Origin of the sequence: Caulifigura coniformis (assembly GCF_007745175.1) — a bacterium.
Lineage (GTDB): Bacteria > Planctomycetota > Planctomycetia > Planctomycetales > Planctomycetaceae > Caulifigura > Caulifigura coniformis.
In genome coordinates this window covers 3,007,167-3,022,767 of sequence record NZ_CP036271.1, presented here as the reverse complement: position 1 = coordinate 3,022,767, position 15,601 = coordinate 3,007,167, and the positions used below count along the sequence as shown (strand labels likewise).

Sequence of the window (15,601 nt, the reverse complement as noted above, 5' to 3'; positions counted from 1 at the left end):
GGCCAAAGAATCCCACGGACCGGCCGCCGGCCGCATTGTCGAAATCGGGCTCAAACTCATCGTGTTCATGGTCCCCCCACCATCACGTGCAGGGTTGCGCGCGATTCGGCTCGAGGCATTCCGACTGCCCTCGCAGCGAACGGATGGCCCGGCCACGGATGACACGGCCGGAGTCATCCAACGAAAAAAACGCACTACGGTGAGTAGTGCGTTTTGAGCTTGTCGTTGGCGTGATGCCGAAGCGATCAGACGGCTTCGACAGTTCCGCCGGCGGCCTTGATCTTCTCCGCGGCCGAAGCCGAGAACTGATGGGCCTTCACGGTGAGCTTCTTGGTGAGTTCGCCGTTGCCGAGGATCTTGAGCTGGTCGTAGTTGGCCTTCACGATCCCGCGGCTCTTCAGCGTCTCGGGGCTGACTTCGTCACCCGCGTTGAAACGCTCTTCGAGCAGCGCGATGTTGATCGCGAACACGGCGTCCGAAAACGCACGGTTGTTGAAGCCGCGCTTGGCGACGGTCCGGAACAGCGGCATCTGGCCGCCGGCGAATCCGCCCGGCTTCGACTTCGAACCGCGACGGCTTCCCTGACCTTTGTGACCGCGGCCCGAGGTCTTGCCATGGCCCGAGCCACAGCCGCGACCGACGCGCTTGGGCGCCTTGTGCTTCTGAATGCCACGATGGACGTCATCGATAATCATTAGACTTCCACTCCCCGCAGGCGGGCGATGTCATCGCGCGTCCGCAGCTTTGCCAGGGCGTTCATCGTCGCCTTGACCATGTTGACCGGGTTATTCGATCCGCGGCTCTTCGTCAGAATGTCCGACACGCCAGCCGATTCGACGACCGCCTTCACCACGGCGCCGGCGATCACGCCAGTACCCGGCGAAGCCGGAATCAGAAGGACCTTGGAGGCTCCGAACCGGCCTTCGACGCGGTGCGGAATCGTCGTGCCCTGTGCAGACGTCTGGAGATGCACGGGCTTCTGGCGGCGGTTAGCCACCTTTGTGGCCTTCTCGACGGCCACCGGGACTTCCCCGCCCTTGCCGTAGCCGAAGCCGACGTTGCCCTTGCTGTCACCCGTCACGACGAGTGCGGCAAAGCTGAACCGGCGACCGCCCTTCACGACGCAGGCGCATCGACGAATCTGCAGGACGCGTTCCGGCGAATTTCCGCCGCCGCCTTCACCGCCGCGACCGCCTTCGCCGCCACGACCACGACCACGGCGCTCACCGCCGCTGCCGCCTTCGCCGCCGCGCGAACCTTGACCCGGTCCACCACCACGATTTTGTGCCACGTATCCGTCCTCGTCAGTCGCCGGAAGGAAATCTCCGGCAGAGCTTCTGTTGATTCAAAGGTGTCGCAGGAACCCCGGCGACCTGGGTTTAGAAATCCAAACCGGCTTCGCGGGCGGCGTCCGCCAGAGCCGCGACGCGACCATGATACTTATAACGGCCGCGATCGAAAGCGACCTTCTCGATCCCCGCCGCCTTCGCCCGCTGACCGAGCGCCGCTCCGACCCGGGCAGCAGCTTCCTTATTGCCCTGGTAGGTCCCAGCTCCGCCCAGCTCCTTCTCGGTGCTGCCTGCGGAGACAAGCGTCTTGCCGGTCGAGTCGTCGATGATCTGCGCGTACATGTGCAGGTTGCTGCGGTGAACCGTCAACCGCAGGCGGCCCGTCGCACGCACGGCGTTCCGGACGCGGTAGCCGCGGCGGATACGCTGCTTGGAAATTCTGGTGGCAAGCTTCATCGTTGAGTTACCTCGACCGGAACGAATCCGGAATAGGATTCATCATTGGTCATGATTCCATGGCCGTTTGTCATTGAGACCGACCGGATCAACCCGCGGGCGCCATTTGTGGTCAAATCACGATTGACCACTGACAAACGACAAATCTGATCTCGTGAACACGACTCGCAGGCGAGCCGGCTACACCTTACTTACCGGCGAGGGCCTTACCGGCCTTGCGGCGAACCTGTTCGCCAGCGTACCGGATTCCCTTGCCCTTGTACGGTTCGGGCGGACGAACGCGGCGGATGTTGGCCGCAAACTGTCCCACCACGCCCTTGTCGATCCCCGTGACGATGATCTGCGTCGGCTGCGGCACGGTGCAGGTGATTCCCGCAGGGACCGGCAGCTTGATCGTGTTGGCGAAGCCGACCTGCAACGAGAGGTTCTTGCCGGCGAGCGTTGCCTGGTAGCCGACCCCCTGGATCTCGAGCTTCTTCTCGAACGGCTTGGCAACGCCTTCGACCATGTTGGCCAGCAGGGCGCGGGTCAATCCGTGCAACGCGCGGTTCTGACGCTGATCGTCCGGGCGGGCAACCTTGATCTCACGGGCCGCGCTGTCGAACTCCACGGACATCGCCGGGTGAACGTTCAACGAGAGCTCGCCCTTGGGGCCCTTCACCTTGACGAGCTGGTCGGCGACGGTGACATCGATGCCTGCAGCAACCGGGACGGGCTTTTTGCCGATTCTCGACATGACTTGTTCAAACCTCTTCTGGACCTTCGCTCGTCGAATCCGGGATCACGCCCGGAATGACGATGGGCAGGTCGACCTCTCTGAAATCAATACACTTCGCAGAGCACTTCGCCGCCGACGTTCTTCGCCTTGGCTTCACGGCTGGAGAGCACGCCCTGGTTCGTCGAAAGGATGAACACTCCCAGCCCCTGGAGCACTTCCGGCGTCTTGGCGATGCCGGAGTAAACCCGACGACCCGGCGTGCTCACGCGACGGATCTTCTGGATCACGCGTTCGCCGTTGGGGCCGAACTTCAGGTTGATCCGCAGCTTCGCCCGGGGCTTCTCATCGATGATTTCGAAGTCCCAGATGTAGCCTTCGCGCTGCAGGGCTTCGGCGATGCCCACCTTCACGCGAGAGGTCGGAATGTCAACGTACGGCCGCTCCACCATCAGGGCGTTGCGAATCCGGCTCAGCATGTCAGCAATCGGGTCGGTCATCATGATCGTATTACCAGCTCGCCTTCTTCACGCCGGGGATCAGACCATCCAACGCCAGGTTGCGGAAACAGATACGGCACGCCGTGAACTTGCGGTACACAGCGCGCGGACGTCCGCACAACTGGCACCGACGCTCCTGACGCGTGCTGAATTTCGGCTTCTTCGCCGCCTTCGCAACCTTGGCTTTTGTCGCCATACCCTGAAATCCCGTGCGGACTTGTGTCTGCTCTTGCCACCAGCGAGGGCGGCATTCCTAGTTTGGTTCCACCTTGCGGCAGATGTTGTTTCAAGCTCCCTGCGTGGGCGGGGAAACTTCGTATGATTACGCCTTGGCGTCCCGTTTGAAAGGCATGCCGATCGCCGTGAGCAGCGCCCGGCCTTCCTCGTCGTTCGTCGCCGTCGTCACAACGGCGATGTTCATTCCCTGAAGGTGCTTCACCTTGTCCGCCTGGATTTCCGGGAACACGACCTGGTCGGTAAGACCAAGGCTGTAGTTGCCGCGGCCATCGAAGGCCTTCGGGTTAATCCCGCGGAAGTCGCGGACGCGGGGAAGCACGAGATTGATCAGGCGATCGAGAAACTCGTACATGCGGTGACCGCGAAGGGTCACGCAGGCGCCGATCTGCATCCCTTCACGCAGCTTGAACTGCGAGATCGACTTGCGGGAGCGGGTAATCACAGGCTTCTGGCCCGTGATCATCGAGAGGTGTTCGACGCACTCCTCCAGGATCTTGGGATCCTGAACGGCCTTGCCGACACCCATATTCACAACGACCTTCACCAGCTTCGGAACGGCGTGCGGATTGGTCCGGCCGAGTTCCTTCGACAGCTGTGGGGCGATCTCTGACCGATAACGGTCCAACATCCGCGGCATGATTCAACCTGTTTTCTCGATGTGGCGGCCGGCTGAAGTACGGACGCCCGAGTCTTTACTGAGCTTTCACTCGGCGGGGACTCGCTGCGCGACTCCTCGCGACGTTCACGGGCCGATGACGACCCGGCTGTTCACTTACTTTGCCTCAGCGTGGGCCTTGCGAGCCGGAGCGATGCTGCCGGCGGCAGCGGAGCACTTCTTGCAGAAGCGTTCCTTCGCGCCATCCGTTGTGAACCGGTAGCCGAGGCGAACGCCCCGCTGGCACTTCTCGCAGTAGTACATCACCTTGCTCGCATGGATCGGCATTTCCTTGCGGAGACGGCCGCCCTGCGGGCTCTTGGGATGCCCACGCTTCACGTGGCGGAACACGAGGTTCACGCCTTCGACGAGCAGCTTTTCGCCGCCGTCGATCACTTCCGTCACACGGCGCGGCGCGTCGTTGGCGTTGACGCCGCTGATGACCACAACCTGATCGCCTCGCTTGATCTTCATTGGACTACACAACCTCACTCGCGAGACTGATGATCTTCATGTACCGCTTTTCACGCAGCTCACGGGCGATGGCGCCGAAAATACGTGTTCCACGGGGATTGCCGTCGTTGTCCACGAGCACCACGGCGTTCTTGTCGAACCGCACATAGCTGCCGTCCGGCCGGCGGGTTGCCTTGCGGACGCGGACCACGACACCACGGGTGACCTTGCCCTTCTTGACGGCGTCGGCACAACCCGGAATGGACTTCTGAACGCTCACGACGACGACATCGCCCAGGCCGGCATAGCGGCGGTGGGTCGAGCCGAGGACGCGGATGCAACGGACGACCTTGGCGCCGGTGTTGTCGGCGACGTCCATAACCGTCTGCATCTGAATCATGGGAGTGACCTCTCAGAAAACAATGACTTCAGTCGCTTCGCGACCCGAGACCCGGTCGCCGGGGGCGGAACCTGCAATCAGGCGGTGGCGTTCTCGGTCACGGCCGGCGTGTTCTGCACGGCCACCTGGTTCGCCTTCTTGACCACCTTCACAAGTTCCCACCGCTTCAGCGCCGAACGGGGCCGGCATTCGGCGATCTCAACGACATCGCCCTTCAGCGACTCGTTGTTCTCGTCGTGCACGTGACAGACGGTCTTCGCCTTCACGATCTTGCCGTACTTCGGATGGGCGTAGAGACGATCGACTTCGACGCGACGGGTTTTCGCCCGCTTGTCGCTCGTCACGGTGCCAGTCAGGGTCTTCCGCATGGGACTGCCGAACTCTTCGGGAACTTTTGATCTGTTGACCCCCGCGACGGCGTCGCGAGGCGTTGAAATCAGCCTTGGGCTGCCTTGAGTTCGCGCTCACGGCGGATCGTATTGATCCGGGCGATCGAGCGGCGGAGCTTCTTCAGGCTGCTCGGGGCATCGAGCTTCTCAGTCGATGCCTGGAACCGCAGCTTGAACAGATCCTTCTGCGTCTGAACCAGCTCGGTGCCGAGCTGTTCATCGCTCATTTCGCGGTACTCTTTGGATGTCGCCATCTGACTGACCTTGCTCACGCGGACCAGGCTTCGGCCTGGGTCAGCAGTGAATGGACTCTCGACTTGAAATCAAAAAGGGCGGCAGGCGAACGCCTGCCCTCCGTTTACGTGCCAGGGGTCCGTTCGACCAGCCGGCAGGCAATCGGCAGCTTGTGAGCCACGCGATTGAAGCATTCACGGGCGGCATCTTTCGATGCGCCTGCGATTTCAAACATCACCGTACCGGGTTTCACGACCGCGACCCAGTGATCGGGCTCACCTTTACCGGTACCCATTCGGGTTTCCAGCGGGCGAGCCGTCTTGGGCTTGTTCGGAAAGATCCGGATGTAGAGCTTGCCTTCGCCGCGAATATACTGATTCGCTGCGATACGGCACGCTTCGATGGTCGTCGCGCGGATATGACCGGCCTGGGTCGACTGCAAACCGAAGTCGCCAAAGGACACGGTGTTTCCACGCGTCGCGTCACCTTTTATGCGACCTCTTTGCTCTTTTCGGTGCTTCACCCGTTTGGGCATTAGCGCCATGACCAGTCTCCTCTTCCCCGTAATTGCCTAGATCGATCCACACCTTGACGCCAATCGTTCCCATCGCTGTCTTGGAGACTGCGAGGGAGTAATCCACATGCCGCTGCAGCGTCGACAGCGGGATCGAACCGCGGCTCACCTTTTCGCAGCGGGACATTTCCGCTCCGCCGAGGCGACCCGACAGCTGAATCTTGATTCCCTTGACGCCCGCTTCCATGACCTGGTCGAGCGAACGCTTGAGGGTCCGGCGGAAGCTGCCCCGCTTCATCAGCTGCTGAGCGATGTCTTCAGCAACCAGGGCGGCGCTCCGGAACGGATTCGTGACTTCGACAATCTTGACTTCCATGCGGCGGCCGGTGAGGTCTTCGAGGCGCCCTTTCAGGCGATCGATTTCCTGGCCCTTGCGGCCGATAATGATTCCCGGGCGGGCCGAGTGCATGTGAACCACGACCTGGTCGCGGGTGCGCTCGATCTCGACCTTCTCAATGGCCGCCTGCTTGTATTCTTCTTTGATGAACTTGCGGATCTTGAAGTCTTCGACCAGCAGCGCGCCGAATTCCTTCTTCGGAGCGTACCAGCGGCTGCGCCAATCCTCGACGATGCCAATCCGGAAGCCGGTCGGACGAACTTTCTGTCCCATGGGTCAATTCCAAAACTCTCTGGCTTCACTTTGAAGCGGGGTGAATCAAACAGGGCCGTTACGCGATTTCCGGGGCGTCGACGGCAACGTGAACATGGGCAAACCGGCGACGGATCATGAAGGCCTGGCCGCGCGACATCGGCTTGATTCGCTTGAACATCGGACCGCCATCGACACGGGCGTCCTTGATGATCAGCTGGTCGACGTTCCGGGCGCCGCGGTCTTCGGCGTTCGCGGCGGCGCTTCGCAGCACCTTGGCGAGGAACTTCGCACCGCGGTTCGGCACATACAGCAGGGCGCGGGTCCCTTCCGCCACGGTCTTTCCGCGGATCATGTCCGCGAACGGACGGATCTTCGTCGCCGAAATTCGGGCGTGACGATGACTTGCCTTGATGAGTGCCATGACCAACTGCCTTGATTCAAACTGTATCCAACCAGCACAGCGGCCGCTTGCCAGCCTGGGCTGAACTTCATCACCCGGTCGTGCGACCGGATCCCGCTGATTACTTCGAGCCGCCCTTGGCTCCGTGGCCCTTGAACGTCCGCGTCGGGGAGAATTCGCCGAGCTTGTGCCCGACCATTTCTTCCGTCACGTAGACACTGACGTGCTTGCGGCCGTCGTGAACCAGGAAGGTATGACCGATGAATTCCGGGGAGATCGTCGACCGACGCGCCCAGGTCTTCAGAGGCTCTTTACGACCGCCCGCCTCGAGCCGCCCAATCTTCTTGAGCAGCTTCGCGTCGACATACGGTCCCTTTTTCAGCGAACGTCCCATTTTTCCACCTGACGCTTCTTACTCTGAATCTGAATTCAAGCGGATAGTGGATAGTTGGTAGTGGGCAGGAAACCGATTCCTGCCAACGACCCACCACCCACTACCAACTGCTGCTAGAGCTTCTTCTGGCCATTCCGCTTCGACCAGCGGCGACGAACGATCGCCTTGGTCGACGGCTTCCGCCGCTTGCGGGTGTTGCCACCCTTGGCCAGCTTGCCCGTGGGGCTCACCGGGTGACGACCGCCGTTGCGGCGACCTTCACCACCACCCATCGGGTGAGCGATCGGGTTCATGGCCGAGCCGCGGACGTGCGGACGAATGCCGCGATGGCGGTTCCGCCCGGCCTTGCCGATGCGAATACTCGAGTGTTCCGAATTTCCGACAACGCCGATCGTGGCCCGGCAGGCGGCCGGGACGCGACGGATTTCGCCGGACGGCAGGGTGAGCTGGGCCCAACTGCCATCGCGAGCCGACATCGTTGCGGCGGTTCCGGCACTCCGGCAAATCTGCCCACCGCGACCAGGCTGCAGTTCCACGTTGTGGACCTGCGTTCCGGGCGGGATGTGGGACATCGGAAGCGTATTGCCAACTTTCGGCTCAGCCTTCGGTCCGCTCATCACCTTGTCGCCGGCCTTGAGGCCGTTCGGCGCCAGGATGTACCGCTTCTCGCCGTCGGAGTAGTGCAGCAGTGCAATGCGGCACGTCCGGTTCGGGTCGTATTCAATAAAGCCCACCGTGGCCTGAATATCGTCCTTGGTCCGCTTGAAGTCGATGATGCGGTACTGCTTCTTGGCGCCGCCGCCGCGATGACGCGCGGTGATCTTGCCCTGGTTGTTCCGGCCCGAATGCTTCTTCAGGCGGACCAGCAGGGACTTTTCCGGCTTCTTCTTAGGATCGGTGATTTCGGCGAAGTCGCTCACCGACGCATTGCGGCGCCCGGCAGAGGTCGGCTTGTACTGGCGAATTCCCATGATCGTTTCTGTCCTGAACTTTCACGTCTCTCAGTTGGTCTCGGCGGCAATCGACCGTCGACTTAGAAGAACGCCATCTTGTCGTCGGGATGCAGCTTGACGACCGCCTTCTTCCAGTCCGACTGCACGCCCTTGCTCATCTTGTGGCGACGCAGCTTGCCTTTGCGATTCTGCGTGCGGACATCGAGAACGCGGACGTTCCACAGTTCCTCGACGGCGGCGCGGATCGTCAGCTTCGTCGCCTGAGGATGAACCTCAAACGAGTAGGCATTGTGACGCTCCGACTGATGCGTCCCCTTCTCCGTCACGAGAGGCCGCACGATGATCTGATGTGGCGCCAATTCAAGAGCCATGACTCATCCACTCCGCAATCCGCTTGAACTCTGTTTCCGATCGGCAGGCGATTACCTGCCCGACATCAACCGGCCTGGGCGGCCTTCTCTTTTCCGGCCGACTTCAGGACATCCAGGGCGTCCTTCGTCACCAGGAACCGCCGCTGACGCAGCACGTCGAGGGCATTCAGCTCGCGAGCCGGCGAAATCATGAGATTGCCGATGTTGCGGGCCGAGCGGTACAGCGTGTTGTCGTAGTCCTTGATCGCCAGGAGCGTGCTGTCTTCCTTCAGGCCGAGAGCCTTCAGCACCTGTGCGACCGCCTTCGTCTTGATTTCAGTGACAGCCAGCTGATCCAGGATGACGGCCTGTCCGTCCTGGAACTTGCTCAACACGGCCATCCGGGTTGCTGCGCGAATCGCCTTCTTCGGCAGCCGATAACCGTAGTCACGGGGAACCTTCGCGAACGCGTGTCCGCCGCCACGACGGATCGGCGACCGCTTGGTGCCGACGCGGGCGTTGCCGGTCCCCTTCTGCCGGAACAGCTTCTTGGTGCTGCCGGCGACTTCGCCGCGGGTCTTCGTCTTGTGGCTGCCGATGCGCTTGTTCGCCTGGTACATGACCACGACGTCGTGCAGCAACTGCTTATTGATGGCCTTGGCGAAATCAGCGGGGTCGAGACTGTAAGTCCCGACCTGCTTGCCAGTCACATCAACGATGGGTACGGAAATCATGGGTATTCAAACTTTGTGAGGTTCACGACGAAAGCGAATGCAGGCCGAAGCCTCAGCTCCGACGTCAATCCGCCTTGCGAATCATCACATAACCATTGCGGGCTCCGGGGACAGCCCCGCGAACCAGCAGCATGTGCGAATCCTTGTCAATCTGGTGCACGAGCAGGTTCCGCATGGTGGAGCGGGTGTTGCCGTACTGACCGGCCATCCGCTTCCCCTTCCACACGCGGCTGGGATCGGTGTGCTGACCGATCGAACCACCGTGGCGGTGAACCTTCTTCACACCGTGGGTGGCCCGCTGACCGCCGAAGTTATGGCGACGCATCACACCCGACGTTCCGCGACCTTTCGAGATCCCGATGACGTCGACGTACTTCACGCCTTCGAGGGCATCGGCCGACAGAACCTTGCCGACTTCCAGGCCGTGCTCTTCTCCGTCCGTCCGGAACTCGCGAATGAACCGCTGCGGTTCACAACCCGCCTTGGCAACCGGCTCGACGCCGGCATCCTTGCGGGCCTTCTGACGCTTGCTGCCGAGGGCGACCACGTGGCCGCGCTCTGCACGACTGGCCCGCGACCGCAGCCGCTGTTCCGGCGCCCGCTCGCGATCCTTGTCACTCAGCTTGTCGTCGAAGCCAAGCTGGACGGCCTCATAGCCATCCCGCTCCTTCGTGCGAATCTGCAGGACCGTGCACGGACCGACCTCGAGCACCGTGACCGGAACGGCGGTGCCGTCCTCCGTGATCACGGTAGTCATGCCGATCTTACGTCCAAGCAATCCGACGGACATTGGTTCCCCTACCTCCGTATCGCAGCGGGCTCACCAGCGAACCAGGGCCACGACACTTCTGTCTCAACAAACACACAACAAACACACAATTGCAGACCCGGCCAAGCCGTCCGCGGGAGATGACTCCACCCGCGAGCACCGCAACGCACCATGACAGGTGCTCACACCACTCACCGCCGCGAGACGCCCAACATCCGAGCGACCCGACAGCCAGGACCACGCAGGCCCCGGTGAGGATGGCCATTTCGCCGCCCACCCCGAACCACTCCGGCCTCGTCCAACAGCCAGAGAGCCAGCGGTGCCGGCGCCCAGAGCATCGAGCCTCCGGGGCCAGAAGCCCCGAAGGGAACCGTGCCCAAAAGCACTCAAACTCTCAATATACCAACAACCACACCCTGCAGCGACCGACTATGTGGTCGCCTTAATCTTGATATCCACACCAGCCGGGAGCGACAGCTTGTTCAAAGCGTCGATCGTCTTGCCGGTCGGCTGAACAATATCGATCACCCGCTTGTGAGTCCGAATCTCGAACTGCTCGCGAGACTTCCTGTCGATGTGCGGGCTCCGCAGCACTGTGTAGCGCTCGATCCGCGTCGGAAGGGGAATCGGCCCATGGACGATCGCCCCAGTCCGCTTCGCCGTGTCGACAATATCCGTCGCCGACTGGTCGAGCACGGAATGGTCATACGCCTCCATTCGGATGCGAATGCGTTCGTTGCCGGCCACTCAAGTCCCCTTGGTCAAACGACTTACTACGAAAAATCCCGCGCACGGTTTTGCGGGGAATCGGGGAGGTTATCGTCGGTCGTGCAATGTGTCAACGAATCAGCTTCTGGAAATTCTAACGGCCGGCACATTTGCTCCCCGAACCTCCCATTTTCTTTCCCCGAGCGGCCCCTCCGCGCCGCGTGCACTTCCGCATCATGCCGCAAAACGCTCGCCTTTTGTCAAGAACGGCGAAACCACGAGTGCCTCGTCGGCCTGGGGAAGTTTTTCTGAGGGAGCGGCCGGACGGACCGAAGATCCGGGAATTCCTGGTCCAGAGAGACTTGGCGAGGACTTCCTGAGCGCGCCCACAACCAGGCCGCCCGGACATTCAACCTGCCCTCCGCGCTGGCGAAAACGTCCCGGCTCGATGTCAGAGTTTCGCTGAGGCATGCGACGCAACCACCTTTCTAACTGAAGGTTCCGGCACAAAGCCCCTTCAGGCAGGCGAAGACTCTTCTCGATGCGCAACCCCTCCCGTCAGGGTAGAGAGTTCGTTCTTTGGCAACGCACACAGAGGGGGATCAGCCCCGCGAGAGGGGGTGAAAAAAAGCACTCCAAAACTCGTCACACATGTCACAGGTCCAGAACTCCAATGTTTCAGACGTTTCTTCGCTGTCACAGGTCGTCACAGGTCTCCCCCGGGAGGCCGGCCTCCGCGACAGCGAATGTCCACGCGCCCTAAAAGAGCCTGTTCAGGCCGTTCAAGGCGGCGACGCGGTAGGCCTCGGCCATCGTGGGATAGTTGAAGGTCGTGTTCACGAAATAGTTGATGGTGTTATGCGGCGGGGGCTGGAGCATGATTGCCTGGCCGATATGGATAATTTCGCTGGCCTGTTGGCCGAAGCAGTGAATTCCCAGCAATTCCAGCGTTTCACGATGAAACAGGAGCTTCAGCATGCCGACCGCCTGGCCGGTGATCTGCGCCCGGGCCAGGCTGCGAAACAGTGAATGGCCAACCTCATAAGGGACCTTCTCGGCCGTCAGTTCTTTTTCCGTCTTCCCCAGGGAGCTGATTTCAGGACTGGTGTAGATGCCCGTCGGGACGTTTTTCACGGGCGCGACATCTTTATTGCCGAGCATGTGGCTCGAGGCAAACCGCCCCTGCATGTAGGCAGCGCTGGCGAGCGCGGGGGGCCCGATGACGTCACCGACGGCGTAGATATGCGGGGCCGCCGTCTGAAGATTCTCGTTGACCGGGATATTGCCGCGGGAATCGGGCTCTACCCCGACTTTGTCGAGCCCCATTCCGTCGGAGTTGCCTGTCCGGCCGGCTGCCCACAGCAGCGCATCAGCCTTCAGTTTTTTGCCGGATTTGAGATGCACGATCACCCCATCGTGCGTGCACTCCACCTTCTCGAACTCTTCCTTGTGCTTGATGAGCATGCCGTGCTCACGGAAGTGATACGACAGGGCGTCGATGATCTCGTCATCGAGGTATTCCAGCAGCTTGTCGCGGGCATTGATGAGTGTGACCTTGGCATTGAGGTTGCGGAACATCGAGGCGTACTCGCATCCGATCACGCCCGCTCCGTAGACAATCAACGACTTCACGTCGCGATTCAGGCCGAGAATGGTGTCGCTGTCGAACACACAGGGATTCGAGAAATCGATGCTCGCTGGACGATAGGGCCGTGCCCCGGTCGCGATGACGAAGTACTTGGCGCGAACCATCTTCCTCGACCCGTCCGCATCAGTCACTTCGACGTGGTTGGAATCGACGAAATGGGCCGATCCGTGGATGACGGGGACATCGTTGCGCTCATAGAAGCCTGCTCGCAGGAGCACCTGCTTCTGCACGACGCCCTTGGCTGCTTTCAACAGGTCCGGGAAGGGCGTGTCGACGAACAGCCCGCGATCCAGGAACTGCTGGCTGCGGTTCACTTCCATCATGCGGAAGATGGCATATCTCAATGCCTTGGAGGGAATCGTGCCCACATGCGTGCAGGCTCCCCCAATCATCTTCATGCGTTCGACGACGCCGACCTTCATGCCGTGCTTAGCGGCCTGCATCGCGGCACCTTCGCCTCCGGGACCGGTGCCAATGACGACGAGATCGAATTCAAAGTCAGGCACGCGAATGCTCCCTCAGGCGATGCAGATCAAAGCGACTCTTCCCGGCGCGGCTTGATGTTTAGCAGGAATCGTTGTGGAGGGGCGACCCTGATCGGCGTGTGGCCGGGGTTGGAGCCGTTTTCGGCGAAACCCCGGTCGCGGGCTGGGAGAGGTGAACGAAGGGGATCGTCCTGGCAGGATATCGGCGCCATGACCTGTTACTGAGCGTCAATCAGCGATGGGAGGCTCGGCAAAGGTCGCCCCGGCGCTTCCCTCGCTGCACTCAGTCCAGCCTCCGACTACCCCGCCGCGAGACTGTGGTCGACGCGCGCCCGGCTGTACAACTGAGTGTCGGGGGATATTGGGGCTGAGCAGAAGTCGTAATTCGCAACGGAGGGGCGATCTGTGATGATTCGCGTCATTCTCACTTTGGCGTTTCTGGCGTGCTGCGCCTGTCGCGGAACGGCCGCCGACCTGAAGACGAAGAACGTCATCCTGATCACGACCGACGGGCTCCGCTGGCAGGAAGTCTTCACCGGCGCCGAGAAGGAACTCATCAGCAAGGAGCCGGGCGGCGTCAGCAACGTCAAGGCGATCGAAAGCCAGTTCTGGCGTGAGACCCCGGAAGAACGTCGCGAGGCGCTCCTGCCCTTCTTCTGGACCAAGATCGCCAAAGAAGGACAACTCTACGGCAACATGCCGCAAGGTAGTTCGTCGCAGATCACCAACACGATGAAGTTCTCCTACCCCGGTTACAACGAGATTCTGACCGGTTTCGCCGACCTGCGGATCGACAGCAACGCGAAGAAGCCCAACGAGAATTTCACCGTTCTCGAATGGCTGCATCGCAGGCCGGCTTTCGATGGCAAGGTCGCCGCCTACAGCGCCTGGGACGTCACGCCGTTCATCATCAATCGTGAACGCTGCGGATTCCCCGTGATGGGGGGCTGGGAGCCGGTTCCGGAATCCGATCCGAACCCGCGGCAGAAGCTGCTGAACGACCTGATCGCCGACACCACCCGTCCCAACGCGGCCGAGGTGATCGATTCGTTCCTATACCAGGCCGCCCGCGAGCATCTGTTGAGGCATCGCCCGCGGGTGATGTTCATCGGCTTCCTCGAAACCGACGCCTGGGGCCACGCCGGTCGCTACGACAACCTGCTGACGTCGGCCCATGCGGTGGACGCGTACATCCAGCGCCTGTGGGACCTTGTGCAGTCGATCGACCAGTATCGCGATAAGACGACGCTGATCATCACGACCGACCACGGCCGCGGCTCAGGCCCGACTGACTGGAAGAACCACGGCAAGAAGATCGAAGGGGCCGAGGATATGTGGATGGCGTTCCTTGGTCCGGATACTCCGCCGCTCGGCGAACGGAAGAACTGCGATCGCGTCACGCAGAGCCAGGTGGCGGCCACGCTGGCCGCGCTATTGGGCGAGGACTATCACGGGGCGGAGGCGCGATCCGGGGCGCCGATCAAGGATGTGTTGCCGCCGGTCAAGTAGGACGCGACGGCACCCGGTTTAGCGCCTCTCGGAATACTGACCAGTACGGTTGCGGACGCGGACCGGCGGGGATGAACCCCGCCGCTCAACAGGTTCCCGCAGAGGCTCTAGTTTTTCTTTGCCGGCGTGACGAACATCACGTTCACTGGCCGCAATTCATGTGTGAACGTGAGGCCGGTCTGGGATTCGATGTTCTTCAAGACGGACGCCGCATTGGTCCTGGTGCGATCGCGGGCTGTTGAGCCCTGGCTCTCGGTGTGGCGTCTCCAGGAGATCGCGACTCCTTCCGTCTGTGATGAGCGTTCATCGATGACGATGGCGTCAATCGCTTCACCCAGCCAGTTGAGGAACAGGCCGAAGTCTCCGCCGCCCGCGCCGCCGGGTTCTTCGTTCAGTTGAGATTCGTCCTCGTAGATCCGCAGGACGTCCCATTGATCGGGATCAGCCTTCTCCTTCTCGGCGTCGAGTCGCGTCGGGGCGTACTTGTAAGTTCCGCGAACGACGATGGCAGGACGTTCGACTTCGCGCATTTCGAGTTTGACGTGGAAGTCGAAATCCTTCGCGAGGATTTTCTCCAGTTGAGCGGGTGCGTCGCCCGGCAGTTGGAGGGCGCTGTCGAGAATGATCCAGTCGCCGGGGAGGTTTTTCTGCAGGAGCGACGGCGAGCCTTCGACCAGGCGTCCCTTGAGCCCGAAGAAGCTGTCGAGCAACTGGGCCAGCGTGTAGCCCTTCTGTTTTCCGCCGGCGAACGTGTTGCCCCAGCCGACGAGCTTGCCGTCGCGATAGCGGAAGAAGGAGGCGTCGGGACCGGAGGCGACTCCCCCCTGCTCCGCCCGGTAGAAGTCGAGAGCGATGGCCGGCGTGGGCTGGGGGATGTGTTTGACGGCCTGGCCGTTCTGCAGGCTGTAGCCGTAATCGCGGACCATGCTTTCGAGGAGCGAATCGCGGGCGAGGCGGAGCTCTTCGAATGTGGGTTGGGGGGCGGGCGTCTTTTCAGCGGGCGGAGCGGCTGCGAAGGCTGGGGGAGCAACCAGCAAGAATGCGCCAATGATCCATCGCACGGGTCACTCCGGTCTGCTGACATTGGAAGACGTCTCGACGTCTCAGTTTCTGGTATCGACGGTCGATCAGGAAGCGTCGACTCGACAACGGTCGAC

At 61.5% G+C, this 15,601-nt stretch carries 23 protein-coding genes; 1 reads left to right on the top strand and 22 read right to left on the bottom strand.

Annotated features, from left to right (window positions below):
- Positions 1-245: 245 nt before the first annotated feature.
- The 21 genes from rplO to sthA form a co-directional block, all read right to left on the bottom strand.
- Positions 246-695 (bottom strand): 50S ribosomal protein L15, encoded by a 450-nt coding sequence (gene rplO / locus Pan44_RS11990; RefSeq protein WP_145030282.1) that lies wholly within the window; start codon positions 693-695, stop codon positions 246-248.
- A complete protein-coding gene (rpsE, locus tag Pan44_RS11985; RefSeq protein ID WP_231754335.1) occupies positions 695-1,147 on the bottom strand; it encodes a 30S ribosomal protein S5 in 453 nt (150 codons plus the stop codon). Before rpsE ends, rplO begins: the two co-directional genes overlap by 1 nt.
- Positions 1,148-1,379: 232 nt before the next feature.
- Positions 1,380-1,745 (bottom strand): 50S ribosomal protein L18, encoded by a 366-nt coding sequence (rplR, locus tag Pan44_RS11980; protein WP_145030280.1) that lies wholly within the window; start codon positions 1,743-1,745, stop codon positions 1,380-1,382.
- 187 nt (positions 1,746-1,932) lie between these two features.
- Entirely contained in the window at positions 1,933-2,481 is a 549-nt protein-coding gene (gene rplF, locus Pan44_RS11975; protein ID WP_145030279.1) for a 50S ribosomal protein L6, read from the bottom strand.
- Between the two features lie 86 nt (positions 2,482-2,567).
- Positions 2,568-2,963: a 30S ribosomal protein S8 gene (gene rpsH, locus Pan44_RS11970; protein ID WP_145030278.1), complete on the bottom strand. Its 396-nt coding sequence runs from the start codon at positions 2,961-2,963 to the stop codon at positions 2,568-2,570.
- Positions 2,964-2,970: 7 nt separating this feature from the next.
- A complete protein-coding gene (locus Pan44_RS11965) occupies positions 2,971-3,156 on the bottom strand; it encodes a type Z 30S ribosomal protein S14 (RefSeq protein WP_145030277.1) in 186 nt (61 codons plus the stop codon).
- A gap of 126 nt (positions 3,157-3,282) precedes the next feature.
- Complete coding sequence (rplE, locus tag Pan44_RS11960) at positions 3,283-3,837, bottom strand: 50S ribosomal protein L5 (protein ID WP_145030276.1); 555 nt, start codon at positions 3,835-3,837, stop codon at positions 3,283-3,285.
- 132 nt (positions 3,838-3,969) lie between these two features.
- Positions 3,970-4,326, bottom strand: a complete 357-nt coding sequence (rplX, locus tag Pan44_RS11955) for a 50S ribosomal protein L24 (protein ID WP_145030275.1) — start codon at positions 4,324-4,326, stop codon at positions 3,970-3,972.
- 4 nt (positions 4,327-4,330) lie between these two features.
- Entirely contained in the window at positions 4,331-4,705 is a 375-nt protein-coding gene (gene rplN, locus Pan44_RS11950) for a 50S ribosomal protein L14 (protein WP_145030274.1), read from the bottom strand.
- 77 nt (positions 4,706-4,782) lie between these two features.
- The gene (gene rpsQ, locus Pan44_RS11945; RefSeq protein ID WP_145030273.1) at positions 4,783-5,073 is read right to left on the bottom strand and encodes a 30S ribosomal protein S17; all 291 of its coding nucleotides are present in this window, start codon (positions 5,071-5,073) and stop codon (positions 4,783-4,785) included.
- 68 nt (positions 5,074-5,141) lie between these two features.
- Positions 5,142-5,348 (bottom strand): 50S ribosomal protein L29, encoded by a 207-nt coding sequence (rpmC, locus tag Pan44_RS11940; RefSeq protein WP_145030272.1) that lies wholly within the window; start codon positions 5,346-5,348, stop codon positions 5,142-5,144.
- A 104-nt stretch (positions 5,349-5,452) separates the two neighbouring features.
- Positions 5,453-5,872 carry a 50S ribosomal protein L16 gene (gene rplP, locus Pan44_RS11935; protein ID WP_145030271.1) on the bottom strand — a complete coding sequence of 140 codons (420 nt, stop codon included), beginning with the start codon at positions 5,870-5,872 and terminating at the stop codon, positions 5,453-5,455.
- Positions 5,811-6,512 carry a 30S ribosomal protein S3 gene (gene rpsC / locus Pan44_RS11930; RefSeq protein WP_145030270.1) on the bottom strand — a complete coding sequence of 234 codons (702 nt, stop codon included), beginning with the start codon at positions 6,510-6,512 and terminating at the stop codon, positions 5,811-5,813. The genes rplP and rpsC overlap by 62 nt, the downstream gene beginning before the upstream one ends.
- A 58-nt stretch (positions 6,513-6,570) precedes the next feature.
- Positions 6,571-6,915: a 50S ribosomal protein L22 gene (rplV, locus tag Pan44_RS11925; protein WP_145030269.1), complete on the bottom strand. Its 345-nt coding sequence runs from the start codon at positions 6,913-6,915 to the stop codon at positions 6,571-6,573.
- A 100-nt stretch (positions 6,916-7,015) separates the two neighbouring features.
- Positions 7,016-7,288 (bottom strand): 30S ribosomal protein S19, encoded by a 273-nt coding sequence (rpsS, locus tag Pan44_RS11920; RefSeq protein ID WP_145030268.1) that lies wholly within the window; start codon positions 7,286-7,288, stop codon positions 7,016-7,018.
- A gap of 113 nt (positions 7,289-7,401) precedes the next feature.
- Positions 7,402-8,259, bottom strand: a complete 858-nt coding sequence (gene rplB, locus Pan44_RS11915; protein ID WP_145030267.1) for a 50S ribosomal protein L2 — start codon at positions 8,257-8,259, stop codon at positions 7,402-7,404.
- Positions 8,260-8,321: 62 nt separating this feature from the next.
- Positions 8,322-8,612: a 50S ribosomal protein L23 gene (gene rplW, locus Pan44_RS11910; RefSeq protein WP_145030266.1), complete on the bottom strand. Its 291-nt coding sequence runs from the start codon at positions 8,610-8,612 to the stop codon at positions 8,322-8,324.
- Positions 8,613-8,677: 65 nt separating this feature from the next.
- Positions 8,678-9,325 carry a 50S ribosomal protein L4 gene (gene rplD / locus Pan44_RS11905; RefSeq protein ID WP_145030265.1) on the bottom strand — a complete coding sequence of 216 codons (648 nt, stop codon included), beginning with the start codon at positions 9,323-9,325 and terminating at the stop codon, positions 8,678-8,680.
- 64 nt (positions 9,326-9,389) lie between these two features.
- Complete coding sequence (gene rplC, locus Pan44_RS11900) at positions 9,390-10,082, bottom strand: 50S ribosomal protein L3 (RefSeq protein WP_231754303.1); 693 nt, start codon at positions 10,080-10,082, stop codon at positions 9,390-9,392.
- Between the two features lie 441 nt (positions 10,083-10,523).
- Positions 10,524-10,841 (bottom strand): 30S ribosomal protein S10, encoded by a 318-nt coding sequence (gene rpsJ, locus Pan44_RS11895; RefSeq protein ID WP_145030263.1) that lies wholly within the window; start codon positions 10,839-10,841, stop codon positions 10,524-10,526.
- Between the two features lie 720 nt (positions 10,842-11,561).
- Positions 11,562-12,956 (bottom strand): Si-specific NAD(P)(+) transhydrogenase, encoded by a 1,395-nt coding sequence (gene sthA, locus Pan44_RS11890; RefSeq protein ID WP_145030262.1) that lies wholly within the window; start codon positions 12,954-12,956, stop codon positions 11,562-11,564.
- Between the two features lie 387 nt (positions 12,957-13,343).
- On the opposite strand from sthA, the gene Pan44_RS11885 reads away from it, so the two are divergent.
- On the top strand, positions 13,344-14,444 hold the full coding sequence (locus Pan44_RS11885; RefSeq protein ID WP_145030261.1) for an alkaline phosphatase family protein: 1,101 nt from the start codon (positions 13,344-13,346) through the stop codon (positions 14,442-14,444).
- 107 nt (positions 14,445-14,551) lie between these two features.
- On the opposite strand, the gene Pan44_RS11880 is transcribed toward Pan44_RS11885, so the two are convergent.
- Positions 14,552-15,505 (bottom strand): hypothetical protein, encoded by a 954-nt coding sequence (locus Pan44_RS11880; protein WP_145030260.1) that lies wholly within the window; start codon positions 15,503-15,505, stop codon positions 14,552-14,554.
- Between the last annotated feature and the right edge of the window lie 96 nt (positions 15,506-15,601).

Excerpts from the sequence above, each read along its gene's own strand:
- rpsH (WP_145030278.1), bottom strand. The coding sequence starts at position 2,963 with ATGATGACCGACCCGATTGCTGACATGCTGAGCCGGATTCGCAACGCC.
- Pan44_RS11885 (WP_145030261.1), top strand. The coding sequence starts at position 13,344 with ATGATTCGCGTCATTCTCACTTTGGCGTTTCTGGCGTGCTGCGCCTGT.
- rplP (WP_145030271.1), bottom strand. The coding sequence starts at position 5,872 with ATGGCGCTAATGCCCAAACGGGTGAAGCACCGAAAAGAGCAAAGAGGT.
- rpsS (WP_145030268.1), bottom strand. The coding sequence starts at position 7,288 with ATGGGACGTTCGCTGAAAAAGGGACCGTATGTCGACGCGAAGCTGCTC.
- rpsQ (WP_145030273.1), bottom strand. The coding sequence starts at position 5,073 with ATGCGGAAGACCCTGACTGGCACCGTGACGAGCGACAAGCGGGCGAAA.
- rplF (WP_145030279.1), bottom strand. The coding sequence starts at position 2,481 with ATGTCGAGAATCGGCAAAAAGCCCGTCCCGGTTGCTGCAGGCATCGAT.
- rplC (WP_231754303.1), bottom strand. The coding sequence starts at position 10,082 with ATGACTACCGTGATCACGGAGGACGGCACCGCCGTTCCGGTCACGGTG.
- rpsC (WP_145030270.1), bottom strand. The coding sequence starts at position 6,512 with ATGGGACAGAAAGTTCGTCCGACCGGCTTCCGGATTGGCATCGTCGAG.
- rplO (WP_145030282.1), bottom strand. The coding sequence starts at position 695 with ATGATTATCGATGACGTCCATCGTGGCATTCAGAAGCACAAGGCGCCC.
- Pan44_RS11965 (WP_145030277.1), bottom strand. The coding sequence starts at position 3,156 with ATGGCGACAAAAGCCAAGGTTGCGAAGGCGGCGAAGAAGCCGAAATTC.
- rplW (WP_145030266.1), bottom strand. The coding sequence starts at position 8,612 with ATGGCTCTTGAATTGGCGCCACATCAGATCATCGTGCGGCCTCTCGTG.
- rplN (WP_145030274.1), bottom strand. The coding sequence starts at position 4,705 with ATGATTCAGATGCAGACGGTTATGGACGTCGCCGACAACACCGGCGCC.
- rplD (WP_145030265.1), bottom strand. The coding sequence starts at position 9,325 with ATGATTTCCGTACCCATCGTTGATGTGACTGGCAAGCAGGTCGGGACT.
- rplR (WP_145030280.1), bottom strand. The coding sequence starts at position 1,745 with ATGAAGCTTGCCACCAGAATTTCCAAGCAGCGTATCCGCCGCGGCTAC.
- rplX (WP_145030275.1), bottom strand. The coding sequence starts at position 4,326 with ATGAAGATCAAGCGAGGCGATCAGGTTGTGGTCATCAGCGGCGTCAAC.
- rplB (WP_145030267.1), bottom strand. The coding sequence starts at position 8,259 with ATGGGAATTCGCCAGTACAAGCCGACCTCTGCCGGGCGCCGCAATGCG.
- rpmC (WP_145030272.1), bottom strand. The coding sequence starts at position 5,348 with ATGGCGACATCCAAAGAGTACCGCGAAATGAGCGATGAACAGCTCGGC.
- rplV (WP_145030269.1), bottom strand. The coding sequence starts at position 6,915 with ATGGCACTCATCAAGGCAAGTCATCGTCACGCCCGAATTTCGGCGACG.